Genomic DNA, 13,615 nt, shown 5'->3' with positions numbered 1-13,615 from the left:
ATATGGAAACACAAAAGTTTAGTTATGACAACAGTATTGTTCGCGCCTTTCTTATTGCGACAATCATTTTTGGCATTGTAGGTTTTTTATTAGGACTTACCGCTGCGTTGTTATTATTTTATCCTGAATTACCAGAGTTTTTTCTGGGAACAGATGACCCCACCATTCACACATTGCGAACGGGCGGTCTTCAGGGACTAATCAATTCGCAGGGTGCATTTGGTTTTGGACGTATTAGAATGCTGCATACAAGTGCGGTAATTTTCGCATTCGTCTGTAACTCTTTCTTTGCTGGAGCTTATTACTCTATGCAAAGACTTCTAAAAACCAGAATGTGGAGTGATACACTGTCGTGGATTCATTTCTGGGGATGGCAGCTGATGATTGTATCTGTAGTAATTACTTTCTTTATGGGTATCAATACCTCTAAAGAATATGCAGAGCACGAATGGCCTATCGATATATTGATTACGGTAGTTTGGGTCATCTTTGGTATTAACATGTTTGGTACTATCGCCGTAAGAAGAGTAAGGCATTTGTATGTGGCCATATGGTTCTATATAGGAACGTGGGTGGCTATTGCCATGCTTCACATCTTCAACAACTTGGAAGTTCCTCTATCCTTTGCGGGCTGGAAATCATATTCTGCCTACGCTGGTGTGAAAGATGCTTTGGTACAATGGTGGTACGGTCACAATGCGGTGGCATTTGTATTGACGACTCCTGTATTGGGTATGATGTATTATTTCGTACCAAAAGCCGCAGACAGACCGGTATTTTCTTATAAATTATCTATTATCCACTTCTGGTCACTTATATTTGTTTATATCTGGGCAGGACCTCACCACTTACAATATACAGCACTACCAGCTTGGGCTCAGGCTGTAGGTACAGGTTTCTCAATCATGCTAATTGCACCATCTTGGGGAGGTATGCTTAACGGTTTGCTGACACTGAGAGGAGCTTGGGATAAAGTAAGGGAAAACCCTGTACTTAAGTTCTTTGTTGTCGCGGTTACCTGTTATGGTATGGCCACTTTTGAAGGACCACTATTAGCGACAAAAACGGTTAACAAGGTAGGTCACTATACAGACTGGGTTATTGGTCACGTTCACCTTGGTGCCCTTGGATGGAATGGTTTTATGGCTTTTGGGGTGATCTACTACCTTATCCCCGTAATGTGGAGAACCAAATTATGGTCTGTAAAATTAGCTAACTGGCATTTCTGGTTGGGTACTTTAGGGATTATATTCTATGCCGTTCCTTTATACATTTCTGGTTTCACACAAGGTCTGATGTGGAAACAGTTTAACCCAGACGGAACATTGGTTTATAAAAACTGGTTGGATACTGTAACAGCTATTCTGCCTTACTTTAAATTGAGATTTGTAGGAGGTTTACTATATTTTCTTGGTGCTTGTCTTATGGTTGTCAATGTTATTGCAACAGCCAGAAGCGGATCATTCCAAAAAGAAGTTCCTGCTGAAGCTCCTGCATTGGCAAAAATCAATAAAGGCAGAAAAGAAGGTGAAACATTCCACCTTTGGTTGGAAAGAACACCATTATTCTTATCAATTTTTGCTTTCATTGCACTGGCAATCGGTGGTGCTATGGAGATCTTACCTACCATTTTTGTAAAAGACAACGTACCTACCATATCGGCGGTTAAGCCTTATTCTCCACTAGAGCTTGAGGGAAGAGATATCTATATCAGAGAAGGTTGTAATGCCTGCCACTCTCAAATGATACGTCCTTTCCGAGATGAGGTTGTAAGATTTAACGGTAAAAACGGGCAGTATTCCAAAGCCGGAGAGTTTGTTTATGACAGGCCATTCCTATGGGGTTCCAAAAGAACTGGGCCGGACTTACAGAGAGAAGGTGGTGTAAGACCAGATTCTTGGCATTTCAAACATATGTATAACCCAAGATCTACATCTGCAGGTTCTATCATGCCTAGATATCCTTGGTTGATTGAAAATACGCTGGACAGAAGCAAGAGCAAAGCTAAGATAGAACTGATGAAAAACACATTCGATGTTCCGTACACACAGGCTCAGGTAGACAGTGTTGATAGCTGGATGAATCATCAGGCAAGTGGTATTGTTAAAAATGTTTTTGCCGAAGCAGACGATGTTAAAAAATCATTTGCAGAGGCTAAGGCTAATAAAACCAAAGCTGGTGAAAAATTTGTTCCGTTGGAAAAAAGAGAAATTGTAGCATTGATTTCTTATCTGCAAAGACTAGGGACAGATATCAAAACTACAGAAGTTAAAACTGCCAGTAATTAAATTTTTATAAAAAATGATTCCTCAAAGTTTTAAAGATATTGTCTCTAGCGTAGAAAATGCCGGATTTTTCCAGACATTGGCTATGATCATCTTTATACTGTTCTTTTTGGTTGTTGTTTACATTGTAATTAACCGTCCAAAAAAATATTATAAAGAAGAGGAGAACCTTCCATTGGAAGATGATTCAGAAGATGATCTGCAAGATGATAACAACAAAACTTTGTAACTTAAAAGATAATCAATCATGAAAAGAAGAACCCCTGTTTATATTAATATTCTAATTGTATTAGGATTATTGCTTGTAGTCTTTTACATGTTCTCCCAAACATCCGATTTTTTAACATCCAAGTATTTCCTGGGTACGGCGCTTATAAGTATTATCGTTGTATTTATCCAAACAGCCATTGGCGATCTTATCGAGAATGAGAAATTCAAAAAATTGACAGATGGAGAAAAAGCCGCATATCTTACAGAGAAAAAAATACCTTATTTTAAATATCTGTGGAATGGTGCATTCAAAAGTCAATCAGAGAAAGAAGAAAAAGACATCCTTATCGATCATGGATTTGACGGTATTATGGAGCTAGATAATCAGCTTCCAAAATGGTGGTTGGGCCTATTCTACTTCGGTATAGCGTATTGTGTGTTATATGTTTCATCATATTTCCTAACAGACTTTGCTCATCCATACAAAGAGTATGACCAAGAATATAAAGAGCAGATTGCGGCAGTAGATGAGTATATGAAAACCGTAACACAGCCAACATTGGAAACAGCTGTTTTTTCCGAAGATAATGTAGAGGCTGGTAAACAAGTTTTCGAAACCAACTGTGTATCTTGCCATGGTGAAGGTGGTAAAGGTGGTATCGGGCCAAACTTAACAGATAACTATTGGATCAATCAACCGGAAAAAACGCTTTTCAAAAATGTGTTTTACATGGTGGATAACGGTAGTAAAAACAATCCTACCATGCAGGCATGGGGTAAAAATGGTGTAGTATCTGGTTTTGATATGCAAAATGTAGCAGCATATGTATATCACATTAATCAGGAACAGGCGCCAATTACGCCAGCTCAGGGAGGTGCTGCACCACAAGGTACAGAGGCACACTGGGAAAAATAATTTTTAACATACAAGAGAGATTGTCAAAAAATACCGTCCTGCCTTGGGACTGGTATTTGGAAAAAGCTTAATTACAGCTATTTTCCTGGCGATCTCTTTTTTTTATCCATAACTTATGAGTACAACAGAAAAAAAGTATAACGAAGCTGAAAGTTGGGTGGCAGAAGCCGAAACATTTCGGGACTCTGTTGGTACAATGGATAACACCGGAAAAAGACAATGGGTTTATCCAAGAAAGCCTAAGGGAAAATATACCAACTACAGAGTAATTGTCAGTATAGTTTTATTAATTATCTATTTTACACTGCCATTCCTCAAATTCAATGGAAATCCATTATTACTTTTCAATATAATAGACAGGCAGTTCTTCATCTTTGGGCAACCATTTTATCCACAGGATTTTTTTATTCTGGCTTTGGGTGCCATCACCTCTCTTGTCTTTATCATCCTTTTTACGGTAACTTTTGGAAGGATTTTTTGTGGGTGGATTTGTCCACAGACGATCTTTTTAGAAATGATCTTCCGGAAAGTAGAATATGCCATAGAAGGTGACAGAAACAAACAGATAAAACTGGATAACCAACCCTGGACCTCAGAAAAAATCTGGAAAAAGTCCCTTAAATGGGCTATTTTTATATTGATATCCTTAATCATTACCCACATCATGTTTATGTATATCGTGGGCTATGAAGAGGTTTTTAAAATAATGCAGGAAGGCCCGTTTGCTAAGCCAACCAACTTCCTGGTGATGATTCTCTTTACCGCAGCATTCTACTTTGTATTTGCATGGTTCAGAGAGCAGGTTTGCACCATGGTTTGTCCTTATGGCAGGCTACAGGGCGTACTGATTGATAAAGAAACTATCAACGTATTCTACGATTATAAAAGAGGCGAAAACCGGTCCAAATGGAAAAAAGGTGAAGACCGGGCTGCTGCCGGCAAAGGCGATTGCATCGATTGTAAACAGTGCGTTGTTGTATGCCCTACCGGGATAGACATTAGGAATGGCCTTCAAATGGAATGCGTTAACTGTACGGCTTGTATAGATGCTTGTGACGAAGTTATGGTGAAAGTGGGATTACCGCCAGGCCTCATTAGATACGCTTCTGAGAAGGAAATTGAAAATCAGGAAAAATTTAAATTTACCGCGAAGATGAAAGCTTACACCGCTGTTCTCGTCTTCTTAATCGGTTTCTTAGGATTTTTATTGTATAACCGTGGTGATATGGAAGCCAAATTCCTAAAACCACCGGGATCCACATTTTTTGTAAGAGATGGCAAAATCACCAATACTTACAACTATACATTCCTTAACAAATCTAATGAAACAAAAACTGTTGTCATTAAAATTATTGAGCCTGCCAACGGTGAGATTACATCTGGTGGCGGATCTGAAAAAATTGTAATGAAACGTGATGCCATGGTAAAAGGAACCATTAATGTGAGTTTCCCGCAAAGCCAGATAAAACTGTCTAAGCAAAATCTGACACTTGGTGTATATGATATGAATGGTGAATTGCTGGACAAATACACGACTTATTTTGAAGGACCTTTTAAATTTCAATTTTAATTAAAACAATGAAAAAGTTACATTGGGGACACGGGCTTGCCATTGCTCTGGGATGCTTTATCATATTTATATTATTCCTGATCCTGATCTTCCCAATGGGGAAACAGAATTCTGAAATGATAAGTAACAATTATTATGAAGAAGAACTGGAATACCAAAAAGTAATTGATGCCAAGAACAATGCTACTAAACTAAAGGAACTGCCAATATACACTGCAACAAAAGAGGGCATTATGATCAAGTTCCCTCAAGATATAAAAGTGGACGGAGACAAGGTTGATTTTGTTCTTTTCCGAACTAATGATTCTAATCTGGATGTAAAAAAGGAAATTTCTTTGCAGCACAATGTTTTCCTCATTCCTAAAAAAGTTATTTCAGCAGGCTCCTACACACTGAAACTGAAATGGGCAGAAAATAAAACGAATTATCAGGTAGATTATGATATCTTATGGAAATAGCACTTATCATATCAGCATTAGGCCTGGGCTTTGCCTCAGGGTTCCACTGCATTGGGATGTGTGGGCCAATTGCACTGTCTATGGGACTTACCAAAAATCAAAAGGCTAATTTTTACCTTCAGAATGTCACCTATCAATTAGGCAGAATCCTCACCTACTCTATTCTTGGTGCAATCTTAGGGATTATTGGCCAGAGTTTTGAGTTTGCAGGATTTCAGCAGTACTTAACGGTAGCAGTAGGGATTTTGCTCATTGTAATGGCGGTGTCATCGTTTGGAGGTAAAGATTTTGCAGCCAGAATACCTTTTGTTTCAAAAGCTTTACTAAAGGTAAAAATGCAACTTGGTAAAATATTGCAGCGCCAGGATTATAAGTCCCGTTTTGCGACAGGCCTTCTGAACGGATTCTTGCCTTGTGGCATGGTTTATATGGCCTTAACGGCATCACTGGCATCCGGTGGGATTTGGCAAAGTGCTTTATTTATGTTCTTATTCGGGCTAGGTACTTTTCCTTTTATGTTTGCCGTAGTTTTCTTAGGGAATTTTATCACAACGGCATTCCGGGTAAAAATTTTGAGAGTCATTCCTGTGATGATGATCTGCCTGGGAGGATTATTTGTTCTCAGGGGTCTAGAGCTGGGGATACCGTATGTATCGCCACGATCCGAAGCTATGCACATCCAGCAACCGGGCAGCGGAAAAGGGATGGACCACTCACATTGCCATTAGATAAAAAAAAGATCAGCATTAAAATTGCTGATCTTTTTTTACTAAAAATTAACTTCAGAAGATTCTTTACCTTTCTGGAAGTTGATGGTTTTAAGATTTCCTTTGTAAGTAATATTCATGATATTGACCTGTTTGGGAAAAGTACCTATCAACAGGCTATTCCTGATTTTGAGGCTACTGATATCAGGCACATTTCCTATCTCGTAATAAACCCAGACTGTTTCCCCGTTCACCTGACTACCTGTAAAAGTAAGCGCTTTGGGAGATCCGTTGATGCTAACATCCACACTGTTGTTCACATACTTTTTAACTTCAGCTTCAAAGCCCGCCGTTGCAGGGTCTATTTTAACAGCCTGAGAGATATGTGATGTATTCAGCTTTGTTGTAAACTTGAGTGTTTTGGTACCATCTATGTAATCCACCTTGGTCATGGAGGAAAAAAAGTCGACTGTTGCAAAACTGCACAAACCGAGTAATAGAACCCCAAAAGACCATATAAAAATTGATTTTTTCATCGTGTAAATTTATTTCAATAATATTTAATATTTGCTCAAATTATATGCCACATCAAAAGTTGACACTTACCGAGTATTTATCATAAAATGCCTTGATATGGGCAACCGCCTCATCCGCATTATCCACAACGCGGAAGAGTGAAAGATCGTGCTCAGCAATAAGCCCTTCTTTGAGTAATGTATTTGTAAACCAGTCCAGCAAACCGCCCCAAAACTCGCTTCCCACCAATACAATCGGGAATCTGCCAATCTTGTTGGTCTGTATCAGAGTTAAGGCTTCAGAAAGTTCATCCAAAGTACCCCATCCGCCAGGCATCACAATAAAACCCTGCGAGTATTTTACAAACATCACTTTTCTTACAAAAAAGTAGTCAAAATTCATGTTATAGCCCTTATCGATATAAGGATTAAAATGCTGCTCAAACGGCAAATCGATATTAAGGCCTATAGATTTCCCGTTACCATTGGCACCACGGTTAGCCGCCTCCATAATGCCCGGTCCGCCTCCGGTAATCACGCCAAAACCTATCTCTGTAATTTTCTTCGCGATCTCAGAAGCCATCTTATAATAATAGCTTTCCGGCTTTAGCCTGGCGGAACCGAAGATAGAGACACACGGTCCTATCTTGGCCATTTTCTCATAACCATCTACAAATTCTGACATGATTTTGAAAACCATCCAGCTGTCTTTGGTCACTGTTTCGTCCCAGGTCTTCTGCCTCAGGCTCTCGTGCAGTTTTTTCTCGTTATCCTCTTGTGTCATTTAAAAAATTTTTCTGCTTCGGCAATTGATTCCGGTTTGCCTACATCTATCAAGTTGGCAGTATGCTGATATCCAATAATCAAATCATCCTTCATAAAGTCCATATATTCATCCATAATAGAAAATTTACCCGTTCTGGATATCTTCTCAAAAATCTCCGAATTTACACAATGGACTCCACTGAATGCTAATTCTCTCAGTTTAAAAATTCCGCCAACCACTTTTTTCTGATTATTGATAAGGTTTTTCCATCCTTTGAGAAGCATCTGATCGTTAAACAATAATTTTCTGGTACTATTCCTGTCCGATACGGCCAATGTAATCATCCTGCCTTTGCTATGATGATGCTTTACAAAATTGCTGATGTTGAGATCTGTTAATATATCAACATTCATAATCAGGAAAGAAGCTTCATTTTCCAGAAAACGTTTTGCAAAAAGCAGTCCGCCACCGGTTTCCAACAGTTCTTCGGATTCATTGGATATCTCGATGTTAGCTCCAAAATTATCATTCTCAGCCAAAAAAGCTAAAATCTGGCCTCCAAAATGGTGGATATTAATGACAAAATCATTAATCCCGTAACTCTGCAGATATTTGATATTCCGTTCCAAAAGTGTCCTATTATTGACTATTGCCAAGGCCTTTGGATGCGAGTCTGTAAAAGGCTTCAGTCTGGTTCCCAGTCCTGCCGCAAAAATTAGTGCTTTCATACAGTAGTGGCGGGATTAAGATGCAACTGTTCATCATGATGCAGGTTAACCTCCGCTTCAGGAAAATGATTCTTTATAAAAGCTGCAGTTTTGATGGCGGCATATACCGAGCGGTGCTGGCCTCCAGTGCAGCCAAAATTGATTTGCAGATGCTCAAAACCTCTGCCTAAATAATTTTTTATATTAATAGAAACGATGCCCTGAACTAATTTGAGAAACGCCGGCATCTCTGTTTGATTTTCTAAAAATTCCTGAACGCCAGGATCGCTTCCCGTTTGTGATTTGTATTCTTCAATTCTTCCCGGATTCAAAATACCACGGCAGTCAAAAACAAAACCGCCACCGTTACCTGATTCATCTTTTGGTATACCTCCTTTTTTGTAAGAAAAACTGTGAATATCAACAATCAATTTTTTCTGCATTAAAATCTAATTTTTTGTAAAGTTACTTTTTTTAATTTTCTTTGAAAAATCAGCGAATTATAAATTTTAAATTTAATTTTGCACATTAATTGGTTTTTAACTCAGTGAATCACAAAGATTGACTATTTTTAGAAATAAATCTCATTGAAAATGAAATACATAAAATACGCAATTTTTTCGATGCTGCTGGTATTGATGGTCGGCTGCAAAAAGACAAGTGTTGATGGCAGCAGCCGCAAAAGTTTTCAGGAAAGTATTAATGATATGGCTTCCAGCCTGCCTACACTTAAGCAGGTAAAATTTAATGAAGCGCTCTACATCCTCAAGACATTTGGCGTAGAGGCCGATGGCGATGTTGCAGAGATTGCGGCTCTCGGAAAACTTCTGGACGGTAAAAATACGGCTGAGATCTTTGCTATGGCAGATCAGGTAGCGCAAAAAAACGGAATTGCGTGGAGCAGCACCGCACCGCCAAGTTTGGGTGAGATGAACATTTTTGGAAACGAAGTCGCTTCTGAAAAAGACCCTAACGACATAGACGCTGCAGCGCTAAACATTGTTGTAAGAAATATTGCCGGCGACAGCCTTACAGGTTCTAAGGGATTAATCATTGTTCCACAATTGGTAGATAACAACGGCAACCGTGTCGAGTTTGAAGGTGCAGCTCTGGAAACGGTGATGGAAGTGTCCAGCGGCGGCACAAAACTCTCAACATCTAAAAACCTAATGCAGGATCCTGCTTTCAGAGGATTTACAATTCTGTATGCAAAACTCCCAAAAGAAAAGATCTTTGAGAATAAAATTGATATCAAGCTAAGCGTTAAAACTACCAAAAAAGTTTTGCAGATGATAAAAACAGGCATCCCTGTGAATGGCAATGCACTTTATACGCCACCAGCACCGGTAACAAGCGATTCTACTCAGGTTAATCAAATCCCAGAGGCTGCGCCGGGATTAGAAAACCCGCCAGCACCAACCACAACTCCAAAAGCAACTGGTGACCCGAAGGCTGCTGTCAGCAAATTCCTCAGCAATATATCTTCCCAGAATCTAAGAGCAGCGTTTGATGCATCAGAAAATCCAAACTGGGGTTCTTATGAGAGATTCTCCAATCCCAATTCTGGTTTTGGCTCTGTTAAAAATATCAATGTGAAAAACATCGCTGTTCCTTATCACAAAGATAATTCGGCCAATGTGAACGTCACCTATGATGTGACAGACAAAAACGGTAAAACGACTTCTCTTAATGTCACCTACGGATTAAAAGCGGTTAACAACAACTGGAAGATTACGACTTATAAAATTAATAATTCTCAAAAATAAAATGGCATCTTTAGAACTAATTAAAAAACTCGAAGAAACAATAGAAAACGTCCCGGATTTCCCAATTCCAGGGATCCAGTTCAAAGACATCTGCCCTATTTTTCTCCAACCAAAATTATATGAAGAAGTGATTGCCGATCTTGCAGACTTCAGCCGTGGAAAGATTGATGCAGTATGCGGAATCGAGAGTCGTGGTTACCTTTTCGGTATCGCAATAGCCGTAGCACTGGATGTCCCTTTTGTACTGATCAGAAAGGCAGGAAAACTACCTCCGCCATTTGTAGGGGAAAAATATGACCTGGAATATGGCTCTGCGGAAATAGAGATGAAAACCGGGCATCTAAAGCCGGGACAGCGCATCCTCATCCACGATGATCTGCTGGCTACAGGCGGCACGACAGAAGCGGCAGCCAAATTAGTTGCTAAGCAAGGCGCAATCCCTGCTCAATTCAGCTTTTTGATTGATTTAGAAGCATTAAAAGGGAAAGAGAGACTTCAGAAATTTGATGCAGAAGTTTATTCAATTCTTCAATATTAATAATAATTTAACTAACAGAAAAAGAAGTTTTTGCAAATCAAAAGTAAAGCATTAAATTTGCACTTCATTTATAACATCATTATGGCAGATCTGCATAACAAAAAACAAGAACGCGAAGGTAAAGAAACAGTAGAATTCTTTAAAGATCTTGATAAAGAAGCACTTAATATAGAATCATTTTTAGAAAAAAATTCTAAGAAGCTAACTATTGGTTTTGGGATTTTAATCGTTGCTGTTTTGGGATGGTTTGGTTACCAACAGTTTATCCTGGAGCCACAAAACGAGGAAGCTACCAAAAGTTATCTTGCCGCACAAAAAAATCTTGCCGATGGTAAAGAGGACCTTGCTTTAGGTGGTAAATCAGTTGCCAACCCAGGTTTTTTAGGAACATATAACGACTTTTCCAGCACAAAAGCAGGAAAATTGTCTGCTTACAATGCGGGTTTGATAGAATTCAAAAAAGGCAATTATCAGAAAGCTTACGATTTATTAGATAACTTCAGTTCAGACAACAAAATTTTGGTCGCGCTTAAGTATGGTGCAATGGCCGATTGCCTGTCCAACCTTAATAAAAGTGATGATGCGTTAACCCTTGCAGATAAAGCATCTTCTGTTTCTGATGATCCTTACACATCTTATTACTTTACAAAAAAAGCGGGCATGCTGGCTTTGGCACTTAAGAAAAATGCTGATGCTAAAAAGTATTTTTCGGCTATAGACGAGAAATACCAGGATTATGACAATGGCCAATCCGATGCTTTTATAGAAATGACAAAATATTATTAAATAAATGGCAACTACCAATCTTTCCGATTACAAGCCACTTAACATATCCAATGCCGATGAATATTCAATCGGCATTGTTGTTTCTGAGTGGAATGATTTTGTAACCTTCAACCTTCGTGATGGCGCTTTGGATACGCTGAAAGCAGAAGGCATCAAAGAGGAGAATATCTATATCTATTATGTCCCGGGCACCTTTGAACTCAGTTTCGCCAGCATGAAGCTATGTAAATCCAACAGGTTTGCGGCTGTTATTGCTATTGGAAATGTAATCCGTGGAGAGACCCCGCATTTTGATTACGTTTGTTCCGGCGTTACGCAAGGCATTAAAGATTGTAATATCCTAACCAATACACCAACCATTTTTTGTGTATTAACAGATGATACCAAAGCGCAGTCTATTGCCAGAAGCGGCGGTATTCTGGGCAATAAAGGTGTAGAAGCAGCCACAACGGCGCTGAGGATGATAGACTTTAATAACAAAACAACTAAATTTTAGGGAATTAACAAATATTAGTTGATCCAGACTTTGCCGAAGGCTTTATCTTTTTGTTTAGCTATTTTTATCCTCAAAAAGAATCATTGGACTAAAGCATGTTCTAAATATTTTCTTTTATATCAAAAAGAATTTGCTAATTTTAAAACACAAATTTTCAAGTTATGAAATGGACTAACGACAGAAGTGATAATGTAGATGACAGAAGAGGAAGCGGCGGTGGTGGTGCACTTGTAGGTGGCGGATTGGGAACAATCATTATTGCGGCCATCGTTTTTTTCTTAGGCGGAGATCCATCGGCTATTCTCAATAACAGCAGCTCTACACAAACCCAAACTGAACAGAGAACCCTGACTCAGGAAGAACTTAGCGTTCGCGAGTTGGTCCGAATGCTGACTGCAGAAAACGAAGAAACCTGGGCAAAAGTATTTAGCCAGAACGGGATTCAGTTTACGCCTGCCAAAGTGGTAATGTTTGAGAACACAACCAGATCAGGATGTGGTACTGCCCAGTCTGAGATGGGGCCATTCTACTGCCCGGTAGATCAGACGATTTATATGGATATGAGTTTCTTTAATGAACTTCAGCAACAATTCGGTGCCAAAGTAGGCCAGTTTACGGTAGCTTACGTCCTTGCCCACGAATACGGTCATCATATTCAGAATCTGCTGGGAACCCTTGACAAAACTAATGCCCTGCGGCAGAGTGGCCGTTATCCGGAAGCAGAAATGAATAAAGTATCTGTTGCCACAGAGTTGCAGGCAGACTTCTACGCCGGGGTGTGGGCGAAACAAACTGAAACCCGCGAAAAATTCCTTGAGCCAGGTGATATTCAGGAAGCTATGGGTGCAGCCGCAGCAGTAGGCGACGATAACATCCAGAAAAGAGCACAGGGTTATGTTAACCAGGAAAGTTTTACCCACGGATCTTCTGCGCAACGGGAAGAATGGTTTATGAAAGGTTACAACACGGGCGATATCAGGCAAGGAGATACCTTTAACGCCCTATTAAAATAAGCTGTATCTGCTGGCCTTCAATCTATAGAAAATATATAATGAATTTTTTCAAAAAAAATATAATTTACATCGTATTAATCGTTGTTTTGTCTGCATTTGCGCTTATTAAACCTTTACGTGATTTTGTAACAGAGCAGATCGCAATGAGCCCAACAGTGCAAAAGATTAACAACGACACAACGCTGAGTGATGCGGTTTTGGATATTGATCTTAAGGGAATCAATACAAACAGTACTAATGTCAAAAATCTGCGGGGCAAGGTGTTGTTTCTTAATTTTTGGGGGACTTGGTGCCCGCCGTGCAGGACGGAATGGCCCACAATACAAAAACTGTATGATCTGCGAAAAGACAAAGTAGAATTTGCCCTGATTGCTATGCAGGATCAGGAGGAAGCGGTAAGAAAGTTTTTGAAAGATAATAATTATACTGCGCCGGTTTATATCGCAGAGAGCCCACTTGACCCTAAAATTTTACCTTCCGCCTTCCCGACAACCTATCTGATTGCGAAAGATGGCCGAATTCTAAAAAAGGAAGACAGTTCAATGGACTGGAGTAAAGAATCGATACTGGAATTTATTGATAACGTGACTAAGTAGTCATTCCTTAAAATAAATACAACGATTTGATATTCAATATTTTATTATCAAATTTCGCTTAAAAATGTTGTATAAAATTGCAGAAAATCGTATTTTTAGGGTATAAAAAGTGGCAAAATGTTAGGAAAAATAAAACAGGATTTACAGCAAAATTTATTCAAGACCAGACTTACCGAGCTTATTAATATGGATCATCCACTTGTAAAATTAGCGCATGAGATTTCTTGGGATAAAATAGAAGCTGAGTTCGAGGGTTTATTTTCAAAAGAAGGAAGACCCTCTATTG

16 protein-coding genes are annotated in these 13,615 nt (G+C 39.2%); 12 read left to right on the top strand and 4 right to left on the bottom strand.

The window, feature by feature from the left end; all coding sequences use genetic code 11:
- Positions 1 to 2: 2 nt before the first annotated feature.
- The 6 genes from ccoN to B0B05_RS02460 all read left to right on the top strand — a co-directional run bounded on the left by ccoN (position 3) and on the right by B0B05_RS02460 (position 6,167).
- Positions 3 to 2,288, top strand: coding sequence for a cytochrome-c oxidase, cbb3-type subunit I (gene ccoN / locus B0B05_RS02485; protein WP_076781924.1), 2,286 nt, complete (start codon positions 3 to 5; stop codon positions 2,286 to 2,288).
- Between the two features lie 13 nt (positions 2,289 to 2,301).
- Complete coding sequence (locus tag B0B05_RS02480; RefSeq protein ID WP_076781923.1) at positions 2,302 to 2,514, top strand: cytochrome C oxidase Cbb3; 213 nt, start codon at positions 2,302 to 2,304, stop codon at positions 2,512 to 2,514.
- 18 nt (positions 2,515 to 2,532) lie between these two features.
- Entirely contained in the window at positions 2,533 to 3,411 is an 879-nt protein-coding gene (locus tag B0B05_RS02475) for a cbb3-type cytochrome c oxidase N-terminal domain-containing protein (RefSeq protein WP_076781922.1), read from the top strand.
- 115 nt (positions 3,412 to 3,526) lie between these two features.
- A complete protein-coding gene (ccoG, locus tag B0B05_RS02470) occupies positions 3,527 to 4,981 on the top strand; it encodes a cytochrome c oxidase accessory protein CcoG (RefSeq protein ID WP_076781921.1) in 1,455 nt (484 codons plus the stop codon).
- 8 nt (positions 4,982 to 4,989) lie between these two features.
- Complete coding sequence (locus B0B05_RS02465; protein ID WP_076781920.1) at positions 4,990 to 5,439, top strand: FixH family protein; 450 nt, start codon at positions 4,990 to 4,992, stop codon at positions 5,437 to 5,439.
- Complete coding sequence (locus tag B0B05_RS02460) at positions 5,430 to 6,167, top strand: sulfite exporter TauE/SafE family protein (protein WP_076781919.1); 738 nt, start codon at positions 5,430 to 5,432, stop codon at positions 6,165 to 6,167. Before B0B05_RS02465 ends, B0B05_RS02460 begins: the two co-directional genes overlap by 10 nt.
- A gap of 41 nt (positions 6,168 to 6,208) precedes the next feature.
- On the opposite strand, the gene B0B05_RS02455 is transcribed toward B0B05_RS02460, so the two are convergent.
- The 4 genes from B0B05_RS02455 to B0B05_RS02440 are packed head-to-tail and all read right to left on the bottom strand — an operon-like array spanning position 6,209 to position 8,577.
- On the bottom strand, positions 6,209 to 6,682 hold the full coding sequence (locus B0B05_RS02455; RefSeq protein ID WP_076781918.1) for a DUF6702 family protein: 474 nt from the start codon (positions 6,680 to 6,682) through the stop codon (positions 6,209 to 6,211).
- A gap of 52 nt (positions 6,683 to 6,734) precedes the next feature.
- The gene (locus B0B05_RS02450; RefSeq protein WP_076781917.1) at positions 6,735 to 7,445 is read right to left on the bottom strand and encodes an LOG family protein; all 711 of its coding nucleotides are present in this window, start codon (positions 7,443 to 7,445) and stop codon (positions 6,735 to 6,737) included.
- On the bottom strand, positions 7,442 to 8,155 hold the full coding sequence (locus tag B0B05_RS02445) for a nucleotidyltransferase family protein (RefSeq protein WP_076781916.1): 714 nt from the start codon (positions 8,153 to 8,155) through the stop codon (positions 7,442 to 7,444). The genes B0B05_RS02450 and B0B05_RS02445 overlap by 4 nt, the downstream gene beginning before the upstream one ends.
- A complete protein-coding gene (locus tag B0B05_RS02440) occupies positions 8,152 to 8,577 on the bottom strand; it encodes a RapZ C-terminal domain-containing protein (protein WP_076781915.1) in 426 nt (141 codons plus the stop codon). The genes B0B05_RS02445 and B0B05_RS02440 overlap by 4 nt, the downstream gene beginning before the upstream one ends.
- A gap of 150 nt (positions 8,578 to 8,727) precedes the next feature.
- Between B0B05_RS02440 and B0B05_RS02435 the strand changes: the two genes are divergently transcribed.
- The 6 genes from B0B05_RS02435 to B0B05_RS02410 all read left to right on the top strand — a co-directional run bounded on the left by B0B05_RS02435 (position 8,728) and on the right by B0B05_RS02410 (position 13,329).
- The gene (locus B0B05_RS02435) at positions 8,728 to 9,900 is read left to right on the top strand and encodes a DUF6694 family lipoprotein (RefSeq protein WP_076781914.1); all 1,173 of its coding nucleotides are present in this window, start codon (positions 8,728 to 8,730) and stop codon (positions 9,898 to 9,900) included.
- Between the two features lies 1 nt (position 9,901).
- Positions 9,902 to 10,438, top strand: a complete 537-nt coding sequence (locus B0B05_RS02430) for an adenine phosphoribosyltransferase (protein ID WP_076781913.1) — start codon at positions 9,902 to 9,904, stop codon at positions 10,436 to 10,438.
- A gap of 81 nt (positions 10,439 to 10,519) precedes the next feature.
- Positions 10,520 to 11,224 (top strand): tetratricopeptide repeat protein, encoded by a 705-nt coding sequence (locus B0B05_RS02425; protein WP_076781912.1) that lies wholly within the window; start codon positions 10,520 to 10,522, stop codon positions 11,222 to 11,224.
- 4 nt (positions 11,225 to 11,228) lie between these two features.
- Positions 11,229 to 11,720: a 6,7-dimethyl-8-ribityllumazine synthase gene (gene ribH, locus B0B05_RS02420; protein ID WP_076781911.1), complete on the top strand. Its 492-nt coding sequence runs from the start codon at positions 11,229 to 11,231 to the stop codon at positions 11,718 to 11,720.
- Between the two features lie 161 nt (positions 11,721 to 11,881).
- A complete protein-coding gene (gene ypfJ / locus B0B05_RS02415) occupies positions 11,882 to 12,733 on the top strand; it encodes a KPN_02809 family neutral zinc metallopeptidase (protein WP_076781910.1) in 852 nt (283 codons plus the stop codon).
- A 38-nt stretch (positions 12,734 to 12,771) separates the two neighbouring features.
- The gene (locus B0B05_RS02410) at positions 12,772 to 13,329 is read left to right on the top strand and encodes a TlpA family protein disulfide reductase (protein ID WP_076781909.1); all 558 of its coding nucleotides are present in this window, start codon (positions 12,772 to 12,774) and stop codon (positions 13,327 to 13,329) included.
- Positions 13,330 to 13,615 lie beyond the last annotated feature (286 nt).

Source organism: Epilithonimonas bovis DSM 19482 (genome assembly GCF_900108115.1).
Lineage (GTDB): Bacteria > Bacteroidota > Bacteroidia > Flavobacteriales > Weeksellaceae > Epilithonimonas > Epilithonimonas bovis.
Note: the sequence above shows the minus strand (reverse complement) of the source record. Positions and strands in the feature narration are given on the sequence as shown.

Excerpts from the sequence above, each read along its gene's own strand:
- ccoN (WP_076781924.1), top strand. The coding sequence starts at position 3 with ATGGAAACACAAAAGTTTAGTTATGACAACAGTATTGTTCGCGCCTTT.
- B0B05_RS02480 (WP_076781923.1), top strand. The coding sequence starts at position 2,302 with ATGATTCCTCAAAGTTTTAAAGATATTGTCTCTAGCGTAGAAAATGCC.
- B0B05_RS02475 (WP_076781922.1), top strand. The coding sequence starts at position 2,533 with ATGAAAAGAAGAACCCCTGTTTATATTAATATTCTAATTGTATTAGGA.
- ccoG (WP_076781921.1), top strand. The coding sequence starts at position 3,527 with ATGAGTACAACAGAAAAAAAGTATAACGAAGCTGAAAGTTGGGTGGCA.
- B0B05_RS02465 (WP_076781920.1), top strand. The coding sequence starts at position 4,990 with ATGAAAAAGTTACATTGGGGACACGGGCTTGCCATTGCTCTGGGATGC.
- B0B05_RS02460 (WP_076781919.1), top strand. The coding sequence starts at position 5,430 with ATGGAAATAGCACTTATCATATCAGCATTAGGCCTGGGCTTTGCCTCA.
- B0B05_RS02455 (WP_076781918.1), bottom strand. The coding sequence starts at position 6,682 with ATGAAAAAATCAATTTTTATATGGTCTTTTGGGGTTCTATTACTCGGT.
- B0B05_RS02450 (WP_076781917.1), bottom strand. The coding sequence starts at position 7,445 with ATGACACAAGAGGATAACGAGAAAAAACTGCACGAGAGCCTGAGGCAG.
- B0B05_RS02445 (WP_076781916.1), bottom strand. The coding sequence starts at position 8,155 with ATGAAAGCACTAATTTTTGCGGCAGGACTGGGAACCAGACTGAAGCCT.
- B0B05_RS02440 (WP_076781915.1), bottom strand. The coding sequence starts at position 8,577 with ATGCAGAAAAAATTGATTGTTGATATTCACAGTTTTTCTTACAAAAAA.
- B0B05_RS02435 (WP_076781914.1), top strand. The coding sequence starts at position 8,728 with ATGAAATACATAAAATACGCAATTTTTTCGATGCTGCTGGTATTGATG.
- B0B05_RS02430 (WP_076781913.1), top strand. The coding sequence starts at position 9,902 with ATGGCATCTTTAGAACTAATTAAAAAACTCGAAGAAACAATAGAAAAC.
- B0B05_RS02425 (WP_076781912.1), top strand. The coding sequence starts at position 10,520 with ATGGCAGATCTGCATAACAAAAAACAAGAACGCGAAGGTAAAGAAACA.
- ribH (WP_076781911.1), top strand. The coding sequence starts at position 11,229 with ATGGCAACTACCAATCTTTCCGATTACAAGCCACTTAACATATCCAAT.
- ypfJ (WP_076781910.1), top strand. The coding sequence starts at position 11,882 with ATGAAATGGACTAACGACAGAAGTGATAATGTAGATGACAGAAGAGGA.
- B0B05_RS02410 (WP_076781909.1), top strand. The coding sequence starts at position 12,772 with ATGAATTTTTTCAAAAAAAATATAATTTACATCGTATTAATCGTTGTT.